The 17246-nt window shown below is 70.0% G+C and carries 20 protein-coding genes; 4 read left to right on the top strand and 16 right to left on the bottom strand.

Going from position 1 to position 17246, the window contains the following annotated elements:
* Positions 1–27: 27 nt before the first annotated feature.
* The 4 genes from ABTX62_RS09045 to ABTX62_RS09030 are packed head-to-tail and all read right to left on the bottom strand — an operon-like array spanning position 28 to position 3257.
* Positions 28–741 (bottom strand): class I SAM-dependent methyltransferase, encoded by a 714-nt coding sequence (locus ABTX62_RS09045; protein WP_502997925.1) that lies wholly within the window; start codon positions 739–741, stop codon positions 28–30.
* A gap of 32 nt (positions 742–773) precedes the next feature.
* Complete coding sequence (gene rdmC / locus ABTX62_RS09040) at positions 774–1670, bottom strand: anthracycline biosynthesis tailoring methylesterase RdmC (protein ID WP_352115532.1); 897 nt, start codon at positions 1668–1670, stop codon at positions 774–776.
* A 4-nt stretch (positions 1671–1674) separates the two neighbouring features.
* A complete protein-coding gene (locus ABTX62_RS09035; RefSeq protein ID WP_352115531.1) occupies positions 1675–2778 on the bottom strand; it encodes a methyltransferase in 1104 nt (367 codons plus the stop codon).
* A 41-nt stretch (positions 2779–2819) separates the two neighbouring features.
* Entirely contained in the window at positions 2820–3257 is a 438-nt protein-coding gene (locus tag ABTX62_RS09030; RefSeq protein WP_352115530.1) for a SnoaL/DnrD family polyketide biosynthesis methyl ester cyclase, read from the bottom strand.
* Between the two features lie 185 nt (positions 3258–3442).
* Here ABTX62_RS09030 and ABTX62_RS09025 point away from each other — a divergent pair, with 185 nt between their 5' ends.
* Entirely contained in the window at positions 3443–4300 is an 858-nt protein-coding gene (locus ABTX62_RS09025; protein ID WP_352115529.1) for a class I SAM-dependent methyltransferase, read from the top strand.
* Positions 4301–4674: 374 nt separating this feature from the next.
* Here ABTX62_RS09025 and ABTX62_RS09020 read toward each other — a convergent pair whose 3' ends face one another.
* Together ABTX62_RS09020 and ABTX62_RS09015 are read right to left on the bottom strand one after the other, a co-directional pair.
* A complete protein-coding gene (locus ABTX62_RS09020) occupies positions 4675–5445 on the bottom strand; it encodes an AfsR/SARP family transcriptional regulator (RefSeq protein WP_352115528.1) in 771 nt (256 codons plus the stop codon).
* A gap of 257 nt (positions 5446–5702) precedes the next feature.
* Positions 5703–5957: an acyl carrier protein gene (locus ABTX62_RS09015; protein ID WP_283967991.1), complete on the bottom strand. Its 255-nt coding sequence runs from the start codon at positions 5955–5957 to the stop codon at positions 5703–5705.
* A gap of 286 nt (positions 5958–6243) precedes the next feature.
* On the opposite strand from ABTX62_RS09015, the gene rfbA reads away from it, so the two are divergent.
* Positions 6244–7119: a glucose-1-phosphate thymidylyltransferase RfbA gene (gene rfbA / locus ABTX62_RS09010; RefSeq protein ID WP_352115527.1), complete on the top strand. Its 876-nt coding sequence runs from the start codon at positions 6244–6246 to the stop codon at positions 7117–7119.
* Between the two features lie 61 nt (positions 7120–7180).
* Here the strand turns inward: rfbA and ABTX62_RS09005 are convergent, their stop codons facing one another.
* From ABTX62_RS09005 to ABTX62_RS08985, 5 genes are all read right to left on the bottom strand, one after another.
* Positions 7181–8035: an aldo/keto reductase gene (locus tag ABTX62_RS09005; protein WP_352115526.1), complete on the bottom strand. Its 855-nt coding sequence runs from the start codon at positions 8033–8035 to the stop codon at positions 7181–7183.
* Between the two features lie 26 nt (positions 8036–8061).
* Complete coding sequence (locus ABTX62_RS09000; RefSeq protein WP_352115525.1) at positions 8062–9669, bottom strand: FAD-binding oxidoreductase; 1608 nt, start codon at positions 9667–9669, stop codon at positions 8062–8064.
* A gap of 180 nt (positions 9670–9849) precedes the next feature.
* The gene (locus ABTX62_RS08995) at positions 9850–10299 is read right to left on the bottom strand and encodes a nitroreductase family deazaflavin-dependent oxidoreductase (RefSeq protein ID WP_352115524.1); all 450 of its coding nucleotides are present in this window, start codon (positions 10297–10299) and stop codon (positions 9850–9852) included.
* A 255-nt stretch (positions 10300–10554) separates the two neighbouring features.
* The gene (locus ABTX62_RS08990) at positions 10555–12018 is read right to left on the bottom strand and encodes an aldehyde dehydrogenase family protein (RefSeq protein ID WP_352115523.1); all 1464 of its coding nucleotides are present in this window, start codon (positions 12016–12018) and stop codon (positions 10555–10557) included.
* A 115-nt stretch (positions 12019–12133) separates the two neighbouring features.
* Entirely contained in the window at positions 12134–12958 is an 825-nt protein-coding gene (locus ABTX62_RS08985) for a Sco1979 family transcriptional regulator (protein ID WP_051715698.1), read from the bottom strand.
* Between ABTX62_RS08985 and ABTX62_RS08980 the strand changes: the two genes are divergently transcribed.
* Positions 12957–13127, top strand: a complete 171-nt coding sequence (locus ABTX62_RS08980; RefSeq protein ID WP_352115522.1) for a hypothetical protein — start codon at positions 12957–12959, stop codon at positions 13125–13127. The genes ABTX62_RS08985 and ABTX62_RS08980 overlap by 2 nt on opposite strands.
* A gap of 174 nt (positions 13128–13301) precedes the next feature.
* Positions 13302–13817 carry an ATP-binding protein gene (locus ABTX62_RS08975; protein ID WP_352115521.1) on the top strand — a complete coding sequence of 172 codons (516 nt, stop codon included), beginning with the start codon at positions 13302–13304 and terminating at the stop codon, positions 13815–13817.
* Between the two features lie 88 nt (positions 13818–13905).
* On the opposite strand, the gene ABTX62_RS08970 is transcribed toward ABTX62_RS08975, so the two are convergent.
* The 5 genes from ABTX62_RS08970 to rpmG all read right to left on the bottom strand — a co-directional run bounded on the left by ABTX62_RS08970 (position 13906) and on the right by rpmG (position 17228).
* A complete protein-coding gene (locus ABTX62_RS08970) occupies positions 13906–14121 on the bottom strand; it encodes a DUF397 domain-containing protein (RefSeq protein ID WP_283968392.1) in 216 nt (71 codons plus the stop codon).
* A 1255-nt stretch (positions 14122–15376) separates the two neighbouring features.
* On the bottom strand, positions 15377–15610 hold the full coding sequence (rpsR, locus tag ABTX62_RS08965) for a 30S ribosomal protein S18 (protein WP_283967999.1): 234 nt from the start codon (positions 15608–15610) through the stop codon (positions 15377–15379).
* Positions 15611–15614: 4 nt separating this feature from the next.
* Entirely contained in the window at positions 15615–16808 is a 1194-nt protein-coding gene (locus ABTX62_RS08960; protein WP_352115520.1) for a CobW family GTP-binding protein, read from the bottom strand.
* A 4-nt stretch (positions 16809–16812) separates the two neighbouring features.
* Positions 16813–17061, bottom strand: coding sequence for a type B 50S ribosomal protein L31 (locus ABTX62_RS08955; RefSeq protein WP_352115519.1), 249 nt, complete (start codon positions 17059–17061; stop codon positions 16813–16815).
* A 2-nt stretch (positions 17062–17063) separates the two neighbouring features.
* Positions 17064–17228, bottom strand: coding sequence for a 50S ribosomal protein L33 (gene rpmG / locus ABTX62_RS08950; RefSeq protein ID WP_033310252.1), 165 nt, complete (start codon positions 17226–17228; stop codon positions 17064–17066).
* Positions 17229–17246: the final 18 nt, after the last annotated feature.

Below are 17246 nucleotides of genomic sequence, written 5' to 3'. Positions count from 1 at the left end.
CGTTTCTTGCGGGTTCCCGTCGCTGCTTCACCCGAGGACGCCGACGAACAGGCCACGGCCCGACGGTGCCTCGGGCAGGTACTCGACAGCGAAACCGGCCTCCCTGAACGCCTGTTCGTACTCGGCCCGGCTGAACAGGGAGATGATGTGCGTGTCGACGAAGTGCCGGGCTCCGACGCCGGGTTCGGCGACGACGAAGTGCACGTCCATGTGGGAGGTGCGGCCGCGGCGGGCGGAGTGCGAGACCCGGGAGACGGTGACGCCGTCGACGGTCACGACGTCGGCCGAGACATGGCCGTCGGCGAACGTCTCGTAGAACCACCACGGGTCGACCACGGCCACTCCGCCGGGCTCGAGATGCCGGGCGAACATGCTCAGCGCCCGGCGCAGTTCGGTGACCGACGACATGTAGCCGATGGAGCCGAACATGCAGGTCACCACGTCGAAGGTGGCGTCGAGACGGAAGTCGCGCATGTCCCCCGGGTGCACGGTCAGTCCGGGCAGCGCGGCGCGGGCCGCCTCGGCCATCGGCGCGGACAGCTCCAGCCCCTCGACATGCGGGAAGAGCTGGGCGAAGTGCCGCAGATGCCCGCCGGTGCCGCACGCGATGTCGAGCAGCCGCCGGGCGCCGGGCCTGCGCTGCCGGGCGGCGGCGGCGACCGCCTCGGTCTCGGTGCGGTAGTCCTTGCCGCGCTCCCGGTGCACCAGGTCGTAGACGCGGGCGAGATCAGCCCCGTACATCGTCTCGCCCGCCCGCTGTTCGTCCGCGACGGTCATGACACCGAGCGGGCGTGGGCGAGGATGACCTCGGCCAGCGGGCCGTGGACCGAGGACGGCAAGGCGTGTCCCATGCCCGGGATCTCCACCAGACGGGCGGTGGGGATGAGCCCGGCGAGGTGCTTGCCGTGCGGTGCGGGTGCGATGGGGTCGTGCTCGGCCTGGATGACCAGGGTCGGCACGGTGACGTCACTCAGTTCGGCGGCCCGCGCCGGCGGCGGCAGGGTCAATGAGTAGTGCGCGTACGGTTCGGTGAGAGTGCCGCCCGCGTGGTCGATCGCCCGTTCCTCCCAGCGCGCGTACTCCGCGTCGTCGAACGGCACGCCCGTTCCGGAGAGGATGCGCCACTTGCTCACGCGCTTGGCCACCTCGGCGGCGCGCCCCTCGGCGGGCTGGTTCATCAGGGCGAGCGCGTCCAGGAACGGCTGCTGGGGCCCGGGCAGGCCGTCCGGTGTGGGTTCACCGCGCATCACGCGCTCGATGTTGCCGTCGAAGTCGATGTCGAGTCCGCCGCCCAGCATCATGGTCAGGCTGCTCAGCCGCTCGTGGTGGTCCAGAGCGATGATCTGGGTGATGGTCGCACCCATCGACAGGCCGACGACATGGGCGCGGTCGACGCCCCAGCCGTCGAGGACGGCGACCGCGTCGGCGGCCAGTTCGCCGAAGCCGTAGGGGTGGGCGGCGAAGTCGCGGGTGGTCGAACGGCCGGTGTCGCGGTGGTCGTAGCGGATGACGTGGAGACCGCCGTCGGCGAGCCGCTGGGCGAACTCGTCGGGCCAGCCCAGGGCGGAGAGGTTGCCGCCCATGACGAGCAGCAGCGCCGGGTGCGCCGGGTCACCGAAGTCGTCGCTCCACAGCTCGACGTCACCACTGGGCACGATGCGTTCGGACATGTGTCTACTCCTGTGCTGGGAGGACGGGGTGGGCCGCCCCGGGAGCGGCGGTGAACTCGAGGACGGAGAAGTCGAACGGGAGGGTCGTGGAACCGCTGGCGCGCTCCGAGGCCAGGGTGAGGCCGGCCGATGCGGCCAGGGCCACCACCTCGTCCCGGGTGCGCACGCGGCCCCCCATGAACGTCAGCATCCGCAGGTCGAGCAGGGTGCTGAAGAAGCGGTCGGCGCCGTCCCCGTCGACGTCGGCACGGTCGAGGACGAGGAGCCTGCCTCCTGGTTCCAGCGCCTCGACGCACCGGCGCAGGATCGTCAGCGCGTCCTCGTCGGACCAGTTGAGCAGGATGAAGGACAGCACGACGAGGTCGGCGGTGACGGGCAGCGGTTTGAAGAAGTCGCCCTCCGCCACGGTGACCCGGTCGGCGAGTCCGGCGTCCGCGAACGTGCGCCGGGCGCGCTCGGCGGGGCCCGCCAGTTCGATCAGGGTGCCCCGCAGATGCGGCGCCCGCAGGGCGATCGCCGCGAGCAGACCGCCGTTGCCGCCGCCCACGTCGAGAACGTGCCGCACCGCCGACCAGTCGTACGCGCCGGCCGGGGCCTCGTAGGCCAGGTCCTCGTCGCAGGACATCAAGGCGTCGAAGGAGTCGGCCAGCGCCCGGTCCTCCGAGAGGTGCTCCCAGAAGGGCCGCCCGTACCGCCCGGAGTAGGCGGGGCGGCCGGTGCGGACCACGTCGAGGAGCCCGGTGAAGGCCAGGTCGGCGTGGGAGACGGCCCCGTTCAGGTCCAGCCAGGCCCGCTGCTGCGCCGGATGGTCGTCGGCGAGGAGCAGCCCGAGGCGGGTGGGCCGCAGCGGCCGGTCAGGCTCTCCGCCCTCCAGGACGCCGACCACGGTCAGGTGGCGGACCAGGCGGGCGAGCGCCTGGGGGTGGGTGTCCGTGCGGGCGGCGAGGCCGGCGACGGTGTCGGCTCCGGCCAGGAGATGGTCGACCAGGCGGAGCGTCGCGGCGACCCGGACGGCCATCGGGGTCACCAGATTGCCGAGGTTCTTCAGGAGTACGTCGAGGTCCTGGTCGGTCGATTCCAGGGGTTCCCCGGGTGAGGAAGCGCTCACCGTGTTCCTTCCCTTGGGCATGGGCGTGCCGGACACGCTGCTCAGGGCCGCCAGCCCTCCTCCGTGGGCCAGGGCTCGCCGAGCTGGCGGTAGGTGCCGAGGTAGTCCGGCCAGTCGCGGTGGTCGCGGATCTTGCCGTCCAGGATCCGGATGAGGTGGATCTGCTCGCCGGAGAACTTGCGCCCGGTGGCGGGCATCCCCACGAGTTCGCCCACCTGGCGTCCGTACAGGGCGAGTTTCGCCCGCACCCAGCTGCCCTTTTCCTCGTATCCGATCTCCTCGAGATACGCATCCTCGGAGAAAGTGAGCTTCAGCCACTTCACCGCGAGTGCGAACGCTTCGGGACCACGCAATTCCGGCATGTGTTCCAGGGCGCCCGGATTGAGGTACTCCTCGTGGATGAACTCGGCCACGTCGTCCGTTTGTCCGGTGTTGTAGCTGTTCACCATCCGGCGAACAATGTCGATGTGATCGCTCACGGTCGGCACTCCTGTCGGTCGTCGATGCGCTCATCCTGACTTGCACGGCTCTCCGCAACAATCCTTTTCCACACAACTCGACCCGTCGACAAGCCGGTTTCGAGCAGCTGCCGAGCGCATTCCGACCCATATTTCAGACGGACGGGTCAGGGTGGTCCGGTCGGCTTTCGTCACGCGGAGGACCCATGGACAATACGAAGTACAAATCGACGGTCACCGAGGCGTTCAACAATGCCGCGGCCACCTATGACCAGTTGGGCGTCGAGTTCTTCACACCGATGGGCCGACGACTCGTGGAACGGGCCGATCCACAACCCGGGCAGCGCGTTCTCGACGTGGGGTGCGGTCGCGGCGCGTCGCTGTTCGTGGCGGCGGAGCGGGTCGGCCCGTCCGGTCATGTGCTCGGCATCGACATCGCGCCCGCCATGGTGGAGGAGGCCCGCCGGCAGGCCAGGGCGCTCGGCACCCGGCATGTCGAGGTCCGGGTCATGGACGGTGAGCAGCCCGACCTCCCGCCCGCCTCGTTCGACGTGGTGACCGGCAGCTACAGCCTGATCTTCCTGCCGGACGCACCGGCCGCGCTCCCGCGGTACGCGACCCTGCTGCGACCGGGCGGCCGGATCGCCTTCACCAGCCCGGTCTTCACGGAGGACACGTTCCCCTTCCTCCCGCCCGTGTTCACGGAGCTGATTCCGGAACGGCTGCTGCGCAACCTGCCGACCGACTGGCGGCCGGAAGCGCTGAAGCGGCGGTTCAACAGCTGGCTGCAGGACACCGGCGACCTGACCCGCACCATGGTTCGCGCCGGGTTCGAGGAGGTGGAGGTCATCGACGAGCACATCCCACTGCGCGCGCCGGACGGCGAGACCTGGGTCGACTGGTCCCACACTCAGGGAATGCGGTTGCTGTGGCAGCACCTCCCGGAGTACGAGAGCCGGCAGCTGCGCCACCGCCTGACCACCGAACTGGACCGCCTGCGCGGCGACGGCCCCCTCCATCTGCCCACGCCCGTCAGGTTCGTCAGCGCGTCGACCCCGGCCTGAGCGGCCACCGCCCGGTCCGGCGGTGGGAGAACGCGGCGGCCCCGGTCACCGGGCGGGGGACCCGCCCCGCCCGGAGGACCGGTCCGTCGGACTCCGGGGCAGGGCATCCGCTCTCCAGGAGCGCTCGACGGACTCCCGGCGGCCGGGCGCCCGCGCCACCAGGGGTGGTCTGCCGCCCCACGGGCGACCACCCGCCGCCGCAAGGACCTGCCCCCTGCAGCGCAGAAGGCCCGGCTGCCGCACCGCGCGACGACCGCCCCACCTCAGCCCCACCTCACCACGGAACACCCGGCGGCCACGCCGCAAGACCCCCACCGCGCCACGGAACACACGGAGCCCGGTCCGCCGCCGGACGGACCGGGCTCCACCCGGTGTCAGTAGATCCGCACCGCTCCGGAGGACGACATGCGCACGATGTCCCCCGTCGGCCTGCGAAGGTTGCCCTGGGCGTCGATCGACTCCGCGTTGAGGATGGAGCGGTGCAGTTCCTGGGCCATCGGGCCCGGCTCGAGGCCGAGATGATTCACCAGGTTGACCCTCAGACGCTGGAAGAGCTCCAGGGCCTGCGCACGCCGGCCGTTGAGGTAGAGCGCCCGCATGTACTGGGCGTGCAGCCCCTCGTGGTACGGGTTGTCGGCCGTCAGCGCCGCGAGCTCGGTGAGCACCTCCCGGTACATGCCGAGCCGCAGCTGGGTGTCGACGAGGTACTCCAGGACGACCAGCCGGGACTCCTCGAACTGCTGGCGCCGCCCCTCGAGGATCCGCCCGGCGACGACGTCGACGAGTGCGGGTCCGCGCCACAGCTGGAGCGCGCTGGAGAGGGTGGACAGCGCGGCGTGGTCGTCCCCCGACGACAGCGCCCGCCGTCCGTCCGCGACCAGCTCGTGGAACCGGTGGACGTCCAGGTCCCCCTCGGTTGTCCGGAACAGATAGCCGCCGGACCGGGTCACGAGGATCTCGGAGGCGACCTGACGGGCGGTCATTCCCGTCGCGGACGCCAGCAACTTGCGCAGGTTGAGGATGTAGGTCTGCAGCGTGGTCAAGCAGCTGACCGGAGGGTCCTCGTCCCACAGTTCGCGTATCAGTGACGATACGGGCACGACCTGGTCGGCGTGCACCAGGAGTGTGGCCAGAACACTTCTCATCTTTGGTGCGCTCGGAGTGTGCAGATCACCTTCGACCTGCACGGAAAGCGGGCCTAAGACACCCAGCTTCACGACGTTCCCCCATAGATCGCAGAAAGCTACTGGTCTACCGAGCATCAACGCCTCAGGCGGTTCACAAGTTCCCCACAGCGGGTCCGGCATTTCGCCGGAATGGAAAGCGCCTGCTGCGCATGCGCGCGTAACTGATTGCGCAATCAACAAATCGATCTGGGTGTGACGAGCGTCACAGTGCGATTTCAGGCCACTTTCAGAAGACCGTTGACCACGGCCAGAAACCCGGCGGGGGTCGTCACCTCGGAAAGCCCCTCTTCAGGGATGTCGACGTCGTACTCGCTCGAGACCCGGGCAGCGGTCTCCAGGAGGGCCAGCGAGTCGTACCCGAGGTCGGTGAATTCCATGTCAACTGCGTTTTGCGCGCTGGTCACAGACTCCTCTTCCCCCGCGCACTCACGCAGGATGGCAAAAAGTTTCTCGCTCGTCAGTTCCGCCACGACGGTTCTTCCTCCCCTTGCGGTCGTTTCCTCGCGCTCCTTCGGTGCCGGCCGGCGACGTCGGTTACTGGTCGGATGATGCATCACCGCGGTCGACTACGGCCATGAAGTGCACCCTATGCAGATTCGGAAGGAACAGACTCGAGAACCGATCGAGCGGACTCGAACGGAAGGTGACCATGGAGCCGTCACCTCGTATCACGGTCAATATCGGCAAGACGATTGTTGTCCGCCGGGAGGCTTCCGGCCTACTGTCACTGACAATGCCCAGACAAAGGAGGAGCCAGTGAAAGGAATTGTGCTGGCGGGCGGCTATGGAAGCCGTTTACACCCGATCACCCTGGCTGTTTCGAAGCAGTTGCTTCCCGTCAACGACAAGCCGTTGATCTACTACCCTCTCTCGGCCCTGATGCTGGCCGACGTCCGGGACATCCTCATCATCGCCCTGCCCGGCGACATCCCCCAGTTGCGCAGGCTGCTGGGCGACGGCAGCCACCTGGGGATCTCCCTGACGTACGCCGAACAGCCCGTTCCCAACGGGCTGGCGCAGGCCTTCCTGACCGGGGCCGACCACATCGGCGACGACTCGGTCGCCCTCGTCCTCGGCGACAACATCTTCCACGGAAACGGTTTCTACGATCTCCTGGCGGCACACTCCCAGAACATCGACGGGTGCGTCCTCTTCGGATATCCGGTCACCGATCCCGAGCGCTACGGCGTGGGGGAGGTGGACGAAACAGGCCGGCTCGTCTCACTGGCGGAGAAGCCCGAAAAGCCCCGCTCGAATCTCGCCATTACCGGTCTCTACCTCTATGACAACGACGTCGTGGAGATCGCTCGTCACATACGCCCCTCAGCCCGCGGCGAACTGGAAATCACCGACGTCAACCGGATCTACCTGGAACAGGGCAGAGCCGAACTCGTCACGTTCGGCCGCGGCTTCGCCTGGCTCGACGCCGGCACCCCGCAGTCACTGCTCCAGGCCGGTCAGTACGTGCAGACCCTGGAGGACCGGCAGGGCGTCCGGATCGCCTGCCTGGAGGAGGTCGCCCTGCGCATGGGCTTCATCGACGCCGACGCCTGCCACCGGCTCGGGGCGAAGCTGTCGCGGTCGGGGTACGGCGAGTACGTCATGGCCGTGGCGAACGAGATGAGCGCCTGACCCGCCCCGCGGACGGCCGGGCCGGGGATGGTGGCCCCCGGCCCGGGCGACGGCCGGTTCCTCACGTCTCGTCGAGCAGGGCCACCTGCTCGCCGTCGAGGGCGATGTCCGCCGCCGCCATGTTCGCCCGCAGGTGGGACAGCGACGCCGTGCCCGGAATCGGCATCACGACCGGCGAGCGGTGCAGCAGCCAGGAGAGCGCCACCTGCGTCGTCGTCGCTCCCACCTGCGCGGCGACCCGGGCCAGGGCACTTTCCCGGGCCGGCCGGGCGGTACCGGCGAGCGGCTTCCACGCGATGAAGGCGATGCCCTCCTGCTCGCAGTGGGCCAGCTCCTTCTCGTAACGCCGGTCGAAGAGGTTGTACTTGTTCTGCACGCTCACGATGCGCGCGACACCGCGGGCCTGCTCGATCTGTTCCACCGTCACCTCGGAGAGCCCGATGTGCCGGATCTTGCCTTCGTCCTGGAGCTGTTTCAGCGCTCCCACCTGGTCCTCGAGTGGCACCTGCGGGTCGACCCGGTGCAGCTGGAAGAGCTCGATGCACTCCAGCCGCAGCCGGCGCAGACTCAGCTCGGCCTGCTGTCGCAGGTAGTCGGGCCGGCCGAGCACCCGCCACTGGTGCGGGCTCGGCCGGACCTCGCCCGCCTTGGTGGACACGACCAGGCCCGGCGGGTAGGGGTGGAGCGCCGTGGCGAGCAGTTCCTCGTTGGCCCCGAGTCCGTAGACGTCGGCGGTGTCGATGAACGTGACGCCGAGGTCGACCGCACACCGTGCCACCTCGGCGGCCTTGTCCGGCCGGGCGGGCGGCCCCCAGTGGTGGGGGCCGGTGAGCCGGAGCGCCCCGAAACCGAGCCGGCCCACGGTGAGATCGTCGCCCAGGGTGATGTGTGTACCGACGGCTCGGCCGGGTCGCACGGTGACGGTTTCCTTTCAGCCGGGGATCAGGGGAGCCGGACGGAGAGCGGGTGGCGGAAGACGCCGCGCGGGTCCCACTTCGCCTTGACCTGCTGGAGGCGGCGGTATCCGTCCTTGTAGTAGAGCGTGTGCCAGGGCACGCCGGAGGTGTTCCAGCGCTCGTCGGCCAGGTCGGTGTCGGGATAGTTGATGTAGCAGCCGTCGTGCTCGTCGTTCGGCACGGGCACACCGCCGGTGTCGCGGAAGACGTCCCGGTACAGCTCGCGGATCCAGTTCAGGTGCTGGCCGTCGAGATCCCGGTCCATCCAGGTGACGGAGAACCACGCCTTGAGGATCGAGTCCCGCTGGGGCAGGGCGGTGGCCTCGGGCGCCACGGTGTTGACCTTCCCCCCGTACGAGTAGAGATCGACGGCGCCCCAGCCGTCGAACGCGGGATCGGTGAGGTGCTTGTGGACGGTCGCGATGCGCTCGGGGGACCATGCCCGCTTGAGATAGGCGCTCTTGGACTTGTGCCGGTCGTACCCGCCGGTGTCGAAACGTGCACCGAGGGTGGCCTGGAGCCACAGGTCGTCCTGGTGCTCGACGGTCGGTTCCAGGCCGGTGCCCGCGTTGACGGCGGCGACGTAGCGCTCGATCAGTTCGGCGGCGTCGGCGCGGCCACCGTCGAAGCGTGCCTCCAGCGACACGGAGCCGACCGCGTGCGTGTTGAGGTGCAGGGTGCTGTAGAGGCTGCCGTAGCGGGCATCGGCGTGGTTCTCCTCGTACCACCGGCTGTAGTTGGTGACGAGCCGGGTGAACCGGGGGAGGTCGAGGTCGGCCCACGACCACGTCACGAAGGTGGAGCGGAGCCGGGTGGGCGGCTTGGGCAGCAAGGCCGAGGGGTCGTTGCCCGAGGCTCCGGGCGTACGGAACAGATAGCGGGTGACGATGCCGAAGTTGCCGCCTCCGCCCCCGGTGTGCGCCCACCAGAGATCGTGGTTGGGGTCGTCCGGCTCCCGGGTGGCGGTGACGGTGCGCGCCTTGCCGTTGGCGCCGACGACGACGACCTCGACACCGTGCAGATGGTCGACGACGGTTCCGTCGCGACGGGTCAGCGGCCCGTATCCGCCGCCGGCGACGTGCCCGCCGGCACCGACCTGGGGGCAGACCCCGGCGGGCAGGGTGACACCCCAGTCGTAGAACAGCGTGCGGTAGACCTCGGCCAGCGTGGCGGCGGGCTGCACCGCGAACGCCCGGTGCTCCTTGTCGAAGTAGACCGCGCGCATCGGCGAGGTGTCGATGAGCACACGGACGTCACGGTGGTCCGCGAAGTTCTCGAAGCAGTGCCCGCCGCTGCGGACCGCGATCTGCCTGCCGGCCGCCACGGCGTCGGTGACCACCTGGTCGATCTGCTTGGGCGTGTGCACCACGTGTACGAGCTCCGGCGCCCCGACGAAGCGACCGTTGAATCCCCTGCTGACCAGTTCGCCGTACCGGGGATCGGCGGCGGCGACCGTGGTGAGCGACGCCTCCGGCACGCACACGGCCTTGCTCCGCACCGCCTCGGCCGGTGCGGCCGCGGCCCCCGTGACGGCCACCGCGGCGGCACCGGCCCCCGTCGTTCTCAGGAACCCCCGACGACTGAATCCGCCCATGGCACACATCCAACCCTTCGATGAGAAACGAGCGGGTGGAACGGCACGATGACGCGTCCCCCCTCACGGCACGGCCCCCTGCCGTCCGCGCGCGGGGCCCGGCGAACCGGGCCCCCGACCGACGCGCACTCCCCCGAGCATCGCCGTAGCCGCCTCCTCACCGGAGGCGCCGGGCACCCGTCATCCTCGTGCGGGCCCCTGTGGCTCCAGCACGACCACGGGGATCTTCCGGTCGGTCTTCTTCTGGTAGCTCTTGTACTGCGGAAAGATCACGGTCATCGCCTCCCACAGGCGCGCCCGCTCCCCCTCTTCCGCCTCCCTGGCGACCGCCTCGAACGTCTCCGCCGCCACCTGAACCGACACCCGCGGCTCCGCCAGCAGGTTCAGATACCAGTGGGGGTGGTGGTCGGATCCGCCGTTGGACCCGACGACGACGTAATTCCCCTGGTCCTCCCCGTAGATCAGCCCGGTTCGCCGCAGCGCCCCGGACTTGCGTCCCCGTGTGGTCAGCACCAGTGTCGGCTTCCCGTACCAGATGTGCCCGCTCGCGCCCTCGCTGGATACGTACCGGCGCACATGCGTGGCGACCCAGCCGGTCGGGCTGTCGAGCACCTCGTTCTGTTCGTCCATGCACTCACTCCGTCCGTCGGGAGGCACACCGTACCACCGGATACTTAAATTTGAGTATGGCGCACCGCTTCCCCTGAAACCACGTTGTTACAGGGGAAGTTGAGATGCCCGAGGGTTTCCGGTGGGCGTGACGGACGCGCTTAGAGCATGTGCGACGGCCCCGCCGCACGCAACGAGTTCCGGACACCGGCCACATGCCTTCGAGTACTTCTCGAGTGGCCCACGACCGGCCCTCATGGCCTCACGGCCACGCCTCTAGAACGGGAAGCCGCTCCGGCCGTGCTGCACCGAGATCCACTTGGTCGTGGTGAAGGAGTCCAGCATCGTGTCGCCGTTGAGCCGGCCCAGGCCCGAGTGCTTCTCGCCGCCGAAGGGGACGATCGGCTCGTCGTGGACCGTGCCGTCGTTCACGTGGAACATGCCCGTGTCGATCCGCTTGGCGAAGTTCACCCCGCGCTCGATGTTCCCGGTGTGCACGGCGCCGCTCAGCCCGTACGGGGTGTCGTTGACGAGGCGTACGGCCTCCTCCTCGCCGTCGAACGGGACGAGGAACGCGACCGGGCCGAAGACCTCCTGCCTGAGCAGCGCCGAGTCGGCCGGGACGCCGGTCAGCACGGACGGCTCGACGAGGTTGTCGGTCCGCCCGCCGCGCACCAGGGCCGTGGCGCCCTCGGCGAGGGCCTGCTCGACCACACCGGAGACGGCGTCCGCCTGCGAGGAGTTGATGACCGGGCCGATGACGGTCTCCGGGTCGCGCGGGTCGCCCGCCTTGAGGTTCCTCACCTTGGCGACGAACTTCTCGGTGAACTCGTCCGCGACCGCGCGGTCCACGAGGATCCGGTTGGCGGCCATGCACACCTGGCCCTGATGGACGTACCGGCTGAAGACGGCCGCGTCGACCGCGTAGTCGACGTCGGCGTCGTCGAGGACCACCAGTGCGCTGTTGCCGCCCAGTTCGAGGACGCAGCGCTTGAACGACCGGGCGCACACCGTCGCCACGTGCCGGCCGACCTGGTCGGAGCCGGTGAAGGAGATGACCTTGGGGACCGGGTGCTCGATGAACGCGTCGCCGATCTCCGCGATGTCGGTGATGACGACGTTCAGCAGACCGCCGGGCAGCCCCGCGTCCTCGAAGAGCTTCGCGACCAGGGAGCCGCCGACGACGGGCGTGTTCTGGTGCGGCTTGAGGACCACGGCGTTGCCGAGCGCGAGCGCCGGGGCGACGGACTTGATCGACAGCAGGAAGGGGAAGTTGAAGGGGCTGATCACGCCCACGACACCGACCGGCACGCGGTAGACGCGGTTCTCCTTGCCGTCCACCGGCGAGGGGATGATCCGGCCCTCGGGGGCCAGCGCCAGATGGACCGCCTCGCGCAGGAACTCCTTGGCGAGGTGCAGCTCGAAGGCGGCCTTCAGGCGTGTGCCGCCGAGCTCGGCGATGATGGCCTCGGAGATCTCGGCCTCGCGCTCCTCGATCAGGCGCAGCGCCTTCTCGAAGACCGCCCGGCGGGCGTAGGGGTTGGTCGCGGCCCACTGCCGCTGGGCACGGGCGGCGGCCCGGTACGCCTGATCGACCTCGTCGACCGTGGCTATGGTGATCGACGCGAGCTTCTCGTCGTCGTACGGGTTGAAGTCGATGATGTCCCAGGAACCGGTACCCGGGCGCCACTCACCGTCGATGTACTGCTGTGCAAGGTCGGTGAAGCAGGACGACGACAATGTGATCCCTCGATCCCTAAGCAGACCTCTGATCGCGCCTTCACGATCTGATCACGCGTCATCGTACTTGTGATTAACGGGAGTTGGAGGGGTCGTTCGGGAGAGGAGGGATCCTTCAGGAGAGCTGGAGGAGTCCTCGCAGGAGGTCCCGGCTCTCCGAGGGGCCCGGGCTGTCGCTCTGGAGCTCCTTGAGGGCCTTCTCGTACTGGGCGACGTCCTCGGCCTTGTCCAGGTACAGCGCGCTGGTGAGCTGCTCCAGGTAGACGACGTCCGACAGGTCCGACTCCGGGAAGCTGAGGATCGTGAACGCGCCACTTTCACCGGAGTGGCCGCCGAGGCTGAACGGCACCACCTGGAGCCGTACGTTGGGCCGCTCGGAGATCTCGATGAGGTGCTGGAGCTGGCCGCGCATCACCTCGCGGTCGCCGTACGGGCGGCGCAGGGCGGCCTCGTCCAGGATGATGTGGAAGTCGGGTGCGCGCTCGTCCACGAGGTACTTCTGGCGCTCCAGACGCAGCGCCACGCGGCGCTCGACGTCGGCCTCGCTCGCCCCCTGCATGCCCCGCCGGACCACCGCGTGGGCGTACGCCTCGGTCTGCAGCAGTCCGTGCACGAACTGCACCTCGTAGGCCCGGATCAAGGACGCGGCGCCCTCCAGGCCGACGTAGGTCGGGAACCAGCTGGGCAGCACGTCCGAGTAACTGTGCCACCACCCCGCGACATTGGCCTCTTTCGCCAGGGACAGCAGGGAGGCGCGCTCCTGCTCGTCCGTGATGCCGTACAGGGTCAGCAGGTCCTCGACGTCTCTGGTCTTGAAGCTCACCCGGCCCAACTCCATCCGGCTGATCTTCGACTCGGAGGCGCGGATCGAGTAGCCCGCCGCCTCGCGCGTGATGCCCCGAGCCTCACGCAGTCGCCTGAGTTGTGATCCGAGCAGCATGCGCCGCACCACCGATCCCGGCTCTCCCGCGCTCACGTTCGCCAGCCTCCCCAACGTCTTCAAGGGCCGCAGTCTGCCACTAAAACACTCCGAGCAGTACTCGTCCGGTTACGGAAACGGAATCGAATCGGTCGACGCTCGCGCGCGGGAGCAAGAAGAAGGCGAGTGAACGACCGGAGAGAGACGTGAAGATGACGGAAAAATTGGCCAACAAGCGGTACGGGACATCGCATTCCGGTCACGTGCACGTGCATCTGCCCTTGCATCTGCTGTACGCATCCGAAACCATGGTGCCGCACCACCGCCGCATCGCACCGACCGCGAATTCCCGGGAGTGCCTCGCATGGGGACGAATGGATCGACCATGCTCGAGCCGTTAAGGCAGGGCCTTCCGCCGCTGGATCCCGCGGCCGTGTCCGACGCCGCCTCCTGCGCTCTGCCCGCCCGCTACGAAGCGGTGCGCGAGGCGCGGCGGTTCACCCGCAGAACCCTCGACCAGTGGGACCTGGGCGACCGGTTCGACGACGTCTGCCTGGTGGTCTCGGAGCTCGTCACCAACGCCCTGCGGCACGGTCTGCCGACCGGCAGCGCGTGTGTCAGCGGGCGGGAGCCTCCCGTGCGCCTGCACCTGATGCGGTGGACCGAGCGGCTGGTGTGCGCGGTGCGCGACCCCAGTCACGACAGTCCGGTCACCCGGGAGACCGACGACTTCTCGGCCGAGTCGGGCCGCGGACTGTTCCTCGTCGACTCCTTCAGCGACAGCTGGGGCTGGCACCCGCTGGCGGGCGCGCTCGACGGCAAGCTGGTGTGGGCGCTCTTCCGGCTGCCCAGGGCCGGTTCACGGCCGAACGGGGAATGAGCCGCCGCGGCGCTTTTTCGCGCCGCGGTTCTACGCGCGTCACCGCGCAACGGACGTCGGAGGGCCGCCCTGCCGGACGTCAGGGCCGTCATCCGACCAGGTGATCGAACTCGCCGTCCTTCACGCCCAGGAGCATCGCCTCGATCTCCGCACGGGTGTAGACCAGAGCGGGACCGTCGGGGAAGCGCGAGTTGCGGACGGCCACGTCCCCGCCCGGCAACCGGGCGAACTCCACGCACGACCCCTGCGAGTTGCTGTGCCGGCTCTTCTGCCAGGCCACGCCGTGCAGCCCGGCGGCCGCCATACCGTTGTACACGTCGTGGTCCACAGGTCGCTCCCCGGTGGTGCACTGGCTGGTGTGGCCATTGATGCAGTGGTCAACTGACCCGGATCATAGCCCTGTTCACGTGCAGCTGCATGGGCAGATGCACGTGCACGCGGGGTGGTCTCCTGGTTACAGCTGTGACGACCGCTTTACCGAAGTTCTTGACTGTTTGACGGCTCGGTCCCGCCTCCCGTTCCCGAACGCCTGCGCCGGGTCGGTGTGTTCGGCGGAGGTTCCGTGGAGGCGGAGCATCCGCTCACCGGCCGGACGCGGGGCCGCGCCGGGTCCCTGCCGGAGAACCGGGAGCTGGGGCGCTGGGCGCGGGACGGGCCGTTCGACCGGCCGACCCGCATCCGGAAGACGGCCGCGGCCTGCGGGGACGGCGAGAAATGGGCCTGTCGCAGGAGGTCCGGGTCCTCTCCGCGTCCGATGCCGTGCTCGGCCCATCGCCGGACAGGCGCTCGGCTCCCGGCCCACCGCCGGACACACGCGCGGCTCCCGGCCCGTCCGACCAGGCGGCACACTCCCCGGCTCACCCCGGGGACGACCTCCGTGAGGCCGCCCCCGACCGGCCAAGAGCCCGGTCCCGGCCACCCGCCACGCCCTCCGCCGCCCGACGTCCGGCGGCGATGTCCGGCTCGGTCGACGCACGGGCAAGAGGTCCCCGGGCCGTCAAGCGTGGGGAACCTCACCCGGGCCGGATGGGCTCAGCGGCCGACGGGGGGTGGCAGCGGGGCTGCTCACTCATAGCTGACAGCCGCCGCCCGAGCGGGGAGCCCCGGCGCGCACTCGCCGGTCTCGACAGCCCGACGCGGAGCCCGGCGCAGGCGGACAGCCGACGGACGGCGTGCGGTTCGGCGCTCGCAACGTCGTCCGGGCCCCGCGCGGCGCGACGCCCGGCCGGACGCATGCATGCGTGCGTGCGTGAGCAGCAGGCCCCCGGCCGTCAGGCGCGGGCGGACAGCCGACGGCGACGTCCGGTCCATCACGCCTAGCCCGGCGCACGGCGGCAACCGGCGACACCGAACGGCCGGACGCATGCATGAGCAGAAGGTCCCTGGAATCCGCCGTCGGGCGCGGAGGGCCTCGCCGGCGCCGGGCGGGCTCGGCGGCCGACCGGGACGGAAGGGCCACGCGCACGCACCTGGCAGCCGCCGCCCGAGCGGCAAGCCTCGGCGCACACTCGCCGATCTCGACAGCCCGGCGCGGGGGGCCTCGCCGGGGCCGGGCGGGTTCAGCGGGCGGAGTAGGGCAGCAGGGCCATCTCGCGTGCGTTCTTGATGGCCTTGGCCAGTTGCCGCTGCTGCTGGGACGACACCCGGGTGACGCGACGGCTGCGGATCTTGCCGCGGTCGGAGATGAACTTCCGCAGCAGTTCGGTGTCCTTGTAGTCGATGTAGGTGATCCGGGCCTGGTCCAGGGGGTTGGGCCGGTCCTTGACGGGCTTGCGGTCGGGCTTGCGCGGCATGGGGTCAGACCTCCAGGAGGGTGTCGAAGGCGTGCGGCAGTCGCTGCCAGGCATCGCGCCCGGCGGCGTACTCGGCATCGGTGAGCAGGCAGGACTCCAGCAGTCGCTCCAGGCCGTCCCGGTCGAGGCCGGGCGAGGTGAAGACGAGGTGCTGGCCGCGGTCACCGTGCTCGGGGTGCCAGTCCAGTGCGGCGGCGGCGCGGCGCACCGGCGGGACCATCTCCCAGGCCGCGTCCGGCAGGGAGGCCAGCCACGGGCCCGCGCTCTCCACGCACAGGGCGCCGCCCGCCGCGTCCCAGTGGAACAGCGTGTCGGGCTTGTCGGCGAGCCAGAACCGGCCGCGGCTGCGGGCGGCCGCGCAGGTCAGGTCCTCCAGTGCGGCGTAGAGCCGCTCCGGATGGAACGGGCGGCGCCGGCTCCAGACCAGGGTGGAGACGCCGTGCGCGTCGGACTCGGCGGGCAGCAGGGCGCAGGCCGGGTGCTGGGCGGCGGCGGCCGCCTCGACGTCGAAGCCGGCCAGGGCGGCCTGGGCAAGGGACGAGAGCGGGCGCCGGCGTGGGGTCGGCACCGTCAGACCGTCGCCGGCGGGGCCCTCGGTGGTCTCTTGCCCGATGGGAGCCTGGAGGGCCGTCGGATGCAGCTGCGCGAGCAGCTCGCGGTCCTCGTCGTCGGCCTCCGGGGAGTCGGCGACCGCGAGGACGGGGGCGTACTCCAGCTGACGCGCGAAGGTGTCGGCGACCGTGCGCTGGTCGGTCGCGGCGGCGGCGAGACCGCCGTCGGCCAGGTCGTCGCCGTTGCCGAGGTACGGCAGGACCAGGGCCGGGTCGACGGCGGTGATCACGCCGCTGACGGTGAGTCCGCCGGCCGTGACGACCTCGGCCATGGCCTTGGGCTCGACGGAGTCCCACAGCTCGACGACCGCGAGCCGGGTGGCTCCGGCGTCCCGCAGCCGTTCCAGTTCCGGCACGAGGTCCTCGCGCAGGGCGCAGCAGGCGCAGTCGTTGACGAGCGGCGTCTCCCCCGTGTCGAGGAGGCCGGAGGCGTCCCTGACGGTCCGTACGACCGTGCCCGCGACGGCCGTCGACAGGTCGTGGTGGAGGACGACACTGCCGGGCACTTCGGCGAGCAGCCGTGCGACGGCCGCCTTGCGGGCGTCGGCGTGCAGCCCGCCGACGATCACGACGGGGAGCTCGGGCACCGGCTCAGCCCTTCTTTCCGTACCGGCGCTCGAAGCGCTCCACGCGGCCTGCGGTGTCCAGGACGCGGGCCGTGCCGGTGTAGAAGGGGTGGCTGACGTCGGAGATCTCGACGTCCACGACCGGGTAGCTCCGGCCGTCCTCCCACTCGATCGTCTTCTCACTCGTCATGGTCGAGCGGGTGAGGAAGGCGTAGTTCGCGGCACGGTCGCGGAAGACGACGGGGCCGTACTCCGGGTGGATTCCCTTGCGCATGGTCAGCGCTCCTCTCGGAATTCGACGTGGCGGCCGGCGACGGGATCGAACTTGCGCAGGGTCAGTCGGTCCGGGTCGTTGCGGCGGTTCTTGCGGGTCACGTAGGTGAAGCCGGTCCCGGCGGTGGACCGGAGCTTGATGACCGGCCGGAGTTCGTTGCGTGCCATGCCGCCATAGTACTGAAA

The sequence above is a fragment of the Streptomyces sp. NPDC096046 genome, from assembly GCF_040303285.1.
GTDB lineage: Bacteria > Actinomycetota > Actinomycetes > Streptomycetales > Streptomycetaceae > Streptomyces.
This window is presented reverse-complemented; position numbering and strand designations above follow the sequence as displayed.

Coding starts and splice junctions, on each gene's coding strand:
- ABTX62_RS09045 (WP_502997925.1), bottom strand. CDS start 741: ATGTACGGGGCTGATCTCGCCCGCGTCTACGACCTGGTGCACCGGGAG.
- rdmC (WP_352115532.1), bottom strand. CDS start 1,670: ATGTCCGAACGCATCGTGCCCAGTGGTGACGTCGAGCTGTGGAGCGAC.
- ABTX62_RS09025 (WP_352115529.1), top strand. CDS start 3,443: ATGGACAATACGAAGTACAAATCGACGGTCACCGAGGCGTTCAACAAT.
- ABTX62_RS09020 (WP_352115528.1), bottom strand. CDS start 5,445: ATGAGAAGTGTTCTGGCCACACTCCTGGTGCACGCCGACCAGGTCGTG.
- ABTX62_RS09000 (WP_352115525.1), bottom strand. CDS start 9,669: ATGGGCGGATTCAGTCGTCGGGGGTTCCTGAGAACGACGGGGGCCGGT.
- ABTX62_RS08995 (WP_352115524.1), bottom strand. CDS start 10,299: ATGGACGAACAGAACGAGGTGCTCGACAGCCCGACCGGCTGGGTCGCC.
- ABTX62_RS08980 (WP_352115522.1), top strand. CDS start 12,957: ATGCGCCGCACCACCGATCCCGGCTCTCCCGCGCTCACGTTCGCCAGC.
- ABTX62_RS08985 (WP_051715698.1), bottom strand. CDS start 12,958: ATGCTGCTCGGATCACAACTCAGGCGACTGCGTGAGGCTCGGGGCATC.
- ABTX62_RS08975 (WP_352115521.1), top strand. CDS start 13,302: ATGGGGACGAATGGATCGACCATGCTCGAGCCGTTAAGGCAGGGCCTT.
- ABTX62_RS08970 (WP_283968392.1), bottom strand. CDS start 14,121: ATGGCGGCCGCCGGGCTGCACGGCGTGGCCTGGCAGAAGAGCCGGCAC.
- rpsR (WP_283967999.1), bottom strand. CDS start 15,610: ATGCCGCGCAAGCCCGACCGCAAGCCCGTCAAGGACCGGCCCAACCCC.
- ABTX62_RS08955 (WP_352115519.1), bottom strand. CDS start 17,061: ATGCGCAAGGGAATCCACCCGGAGTACGGCCCCGTCGTCTTCCGCGAC.
- rpmG (WP_033310252.1), bottom strand. CDS start 17,228: ATGGCACGCAACGAACTCCGGCCGGTCATCAAGCTCCGGTCCACCGCC.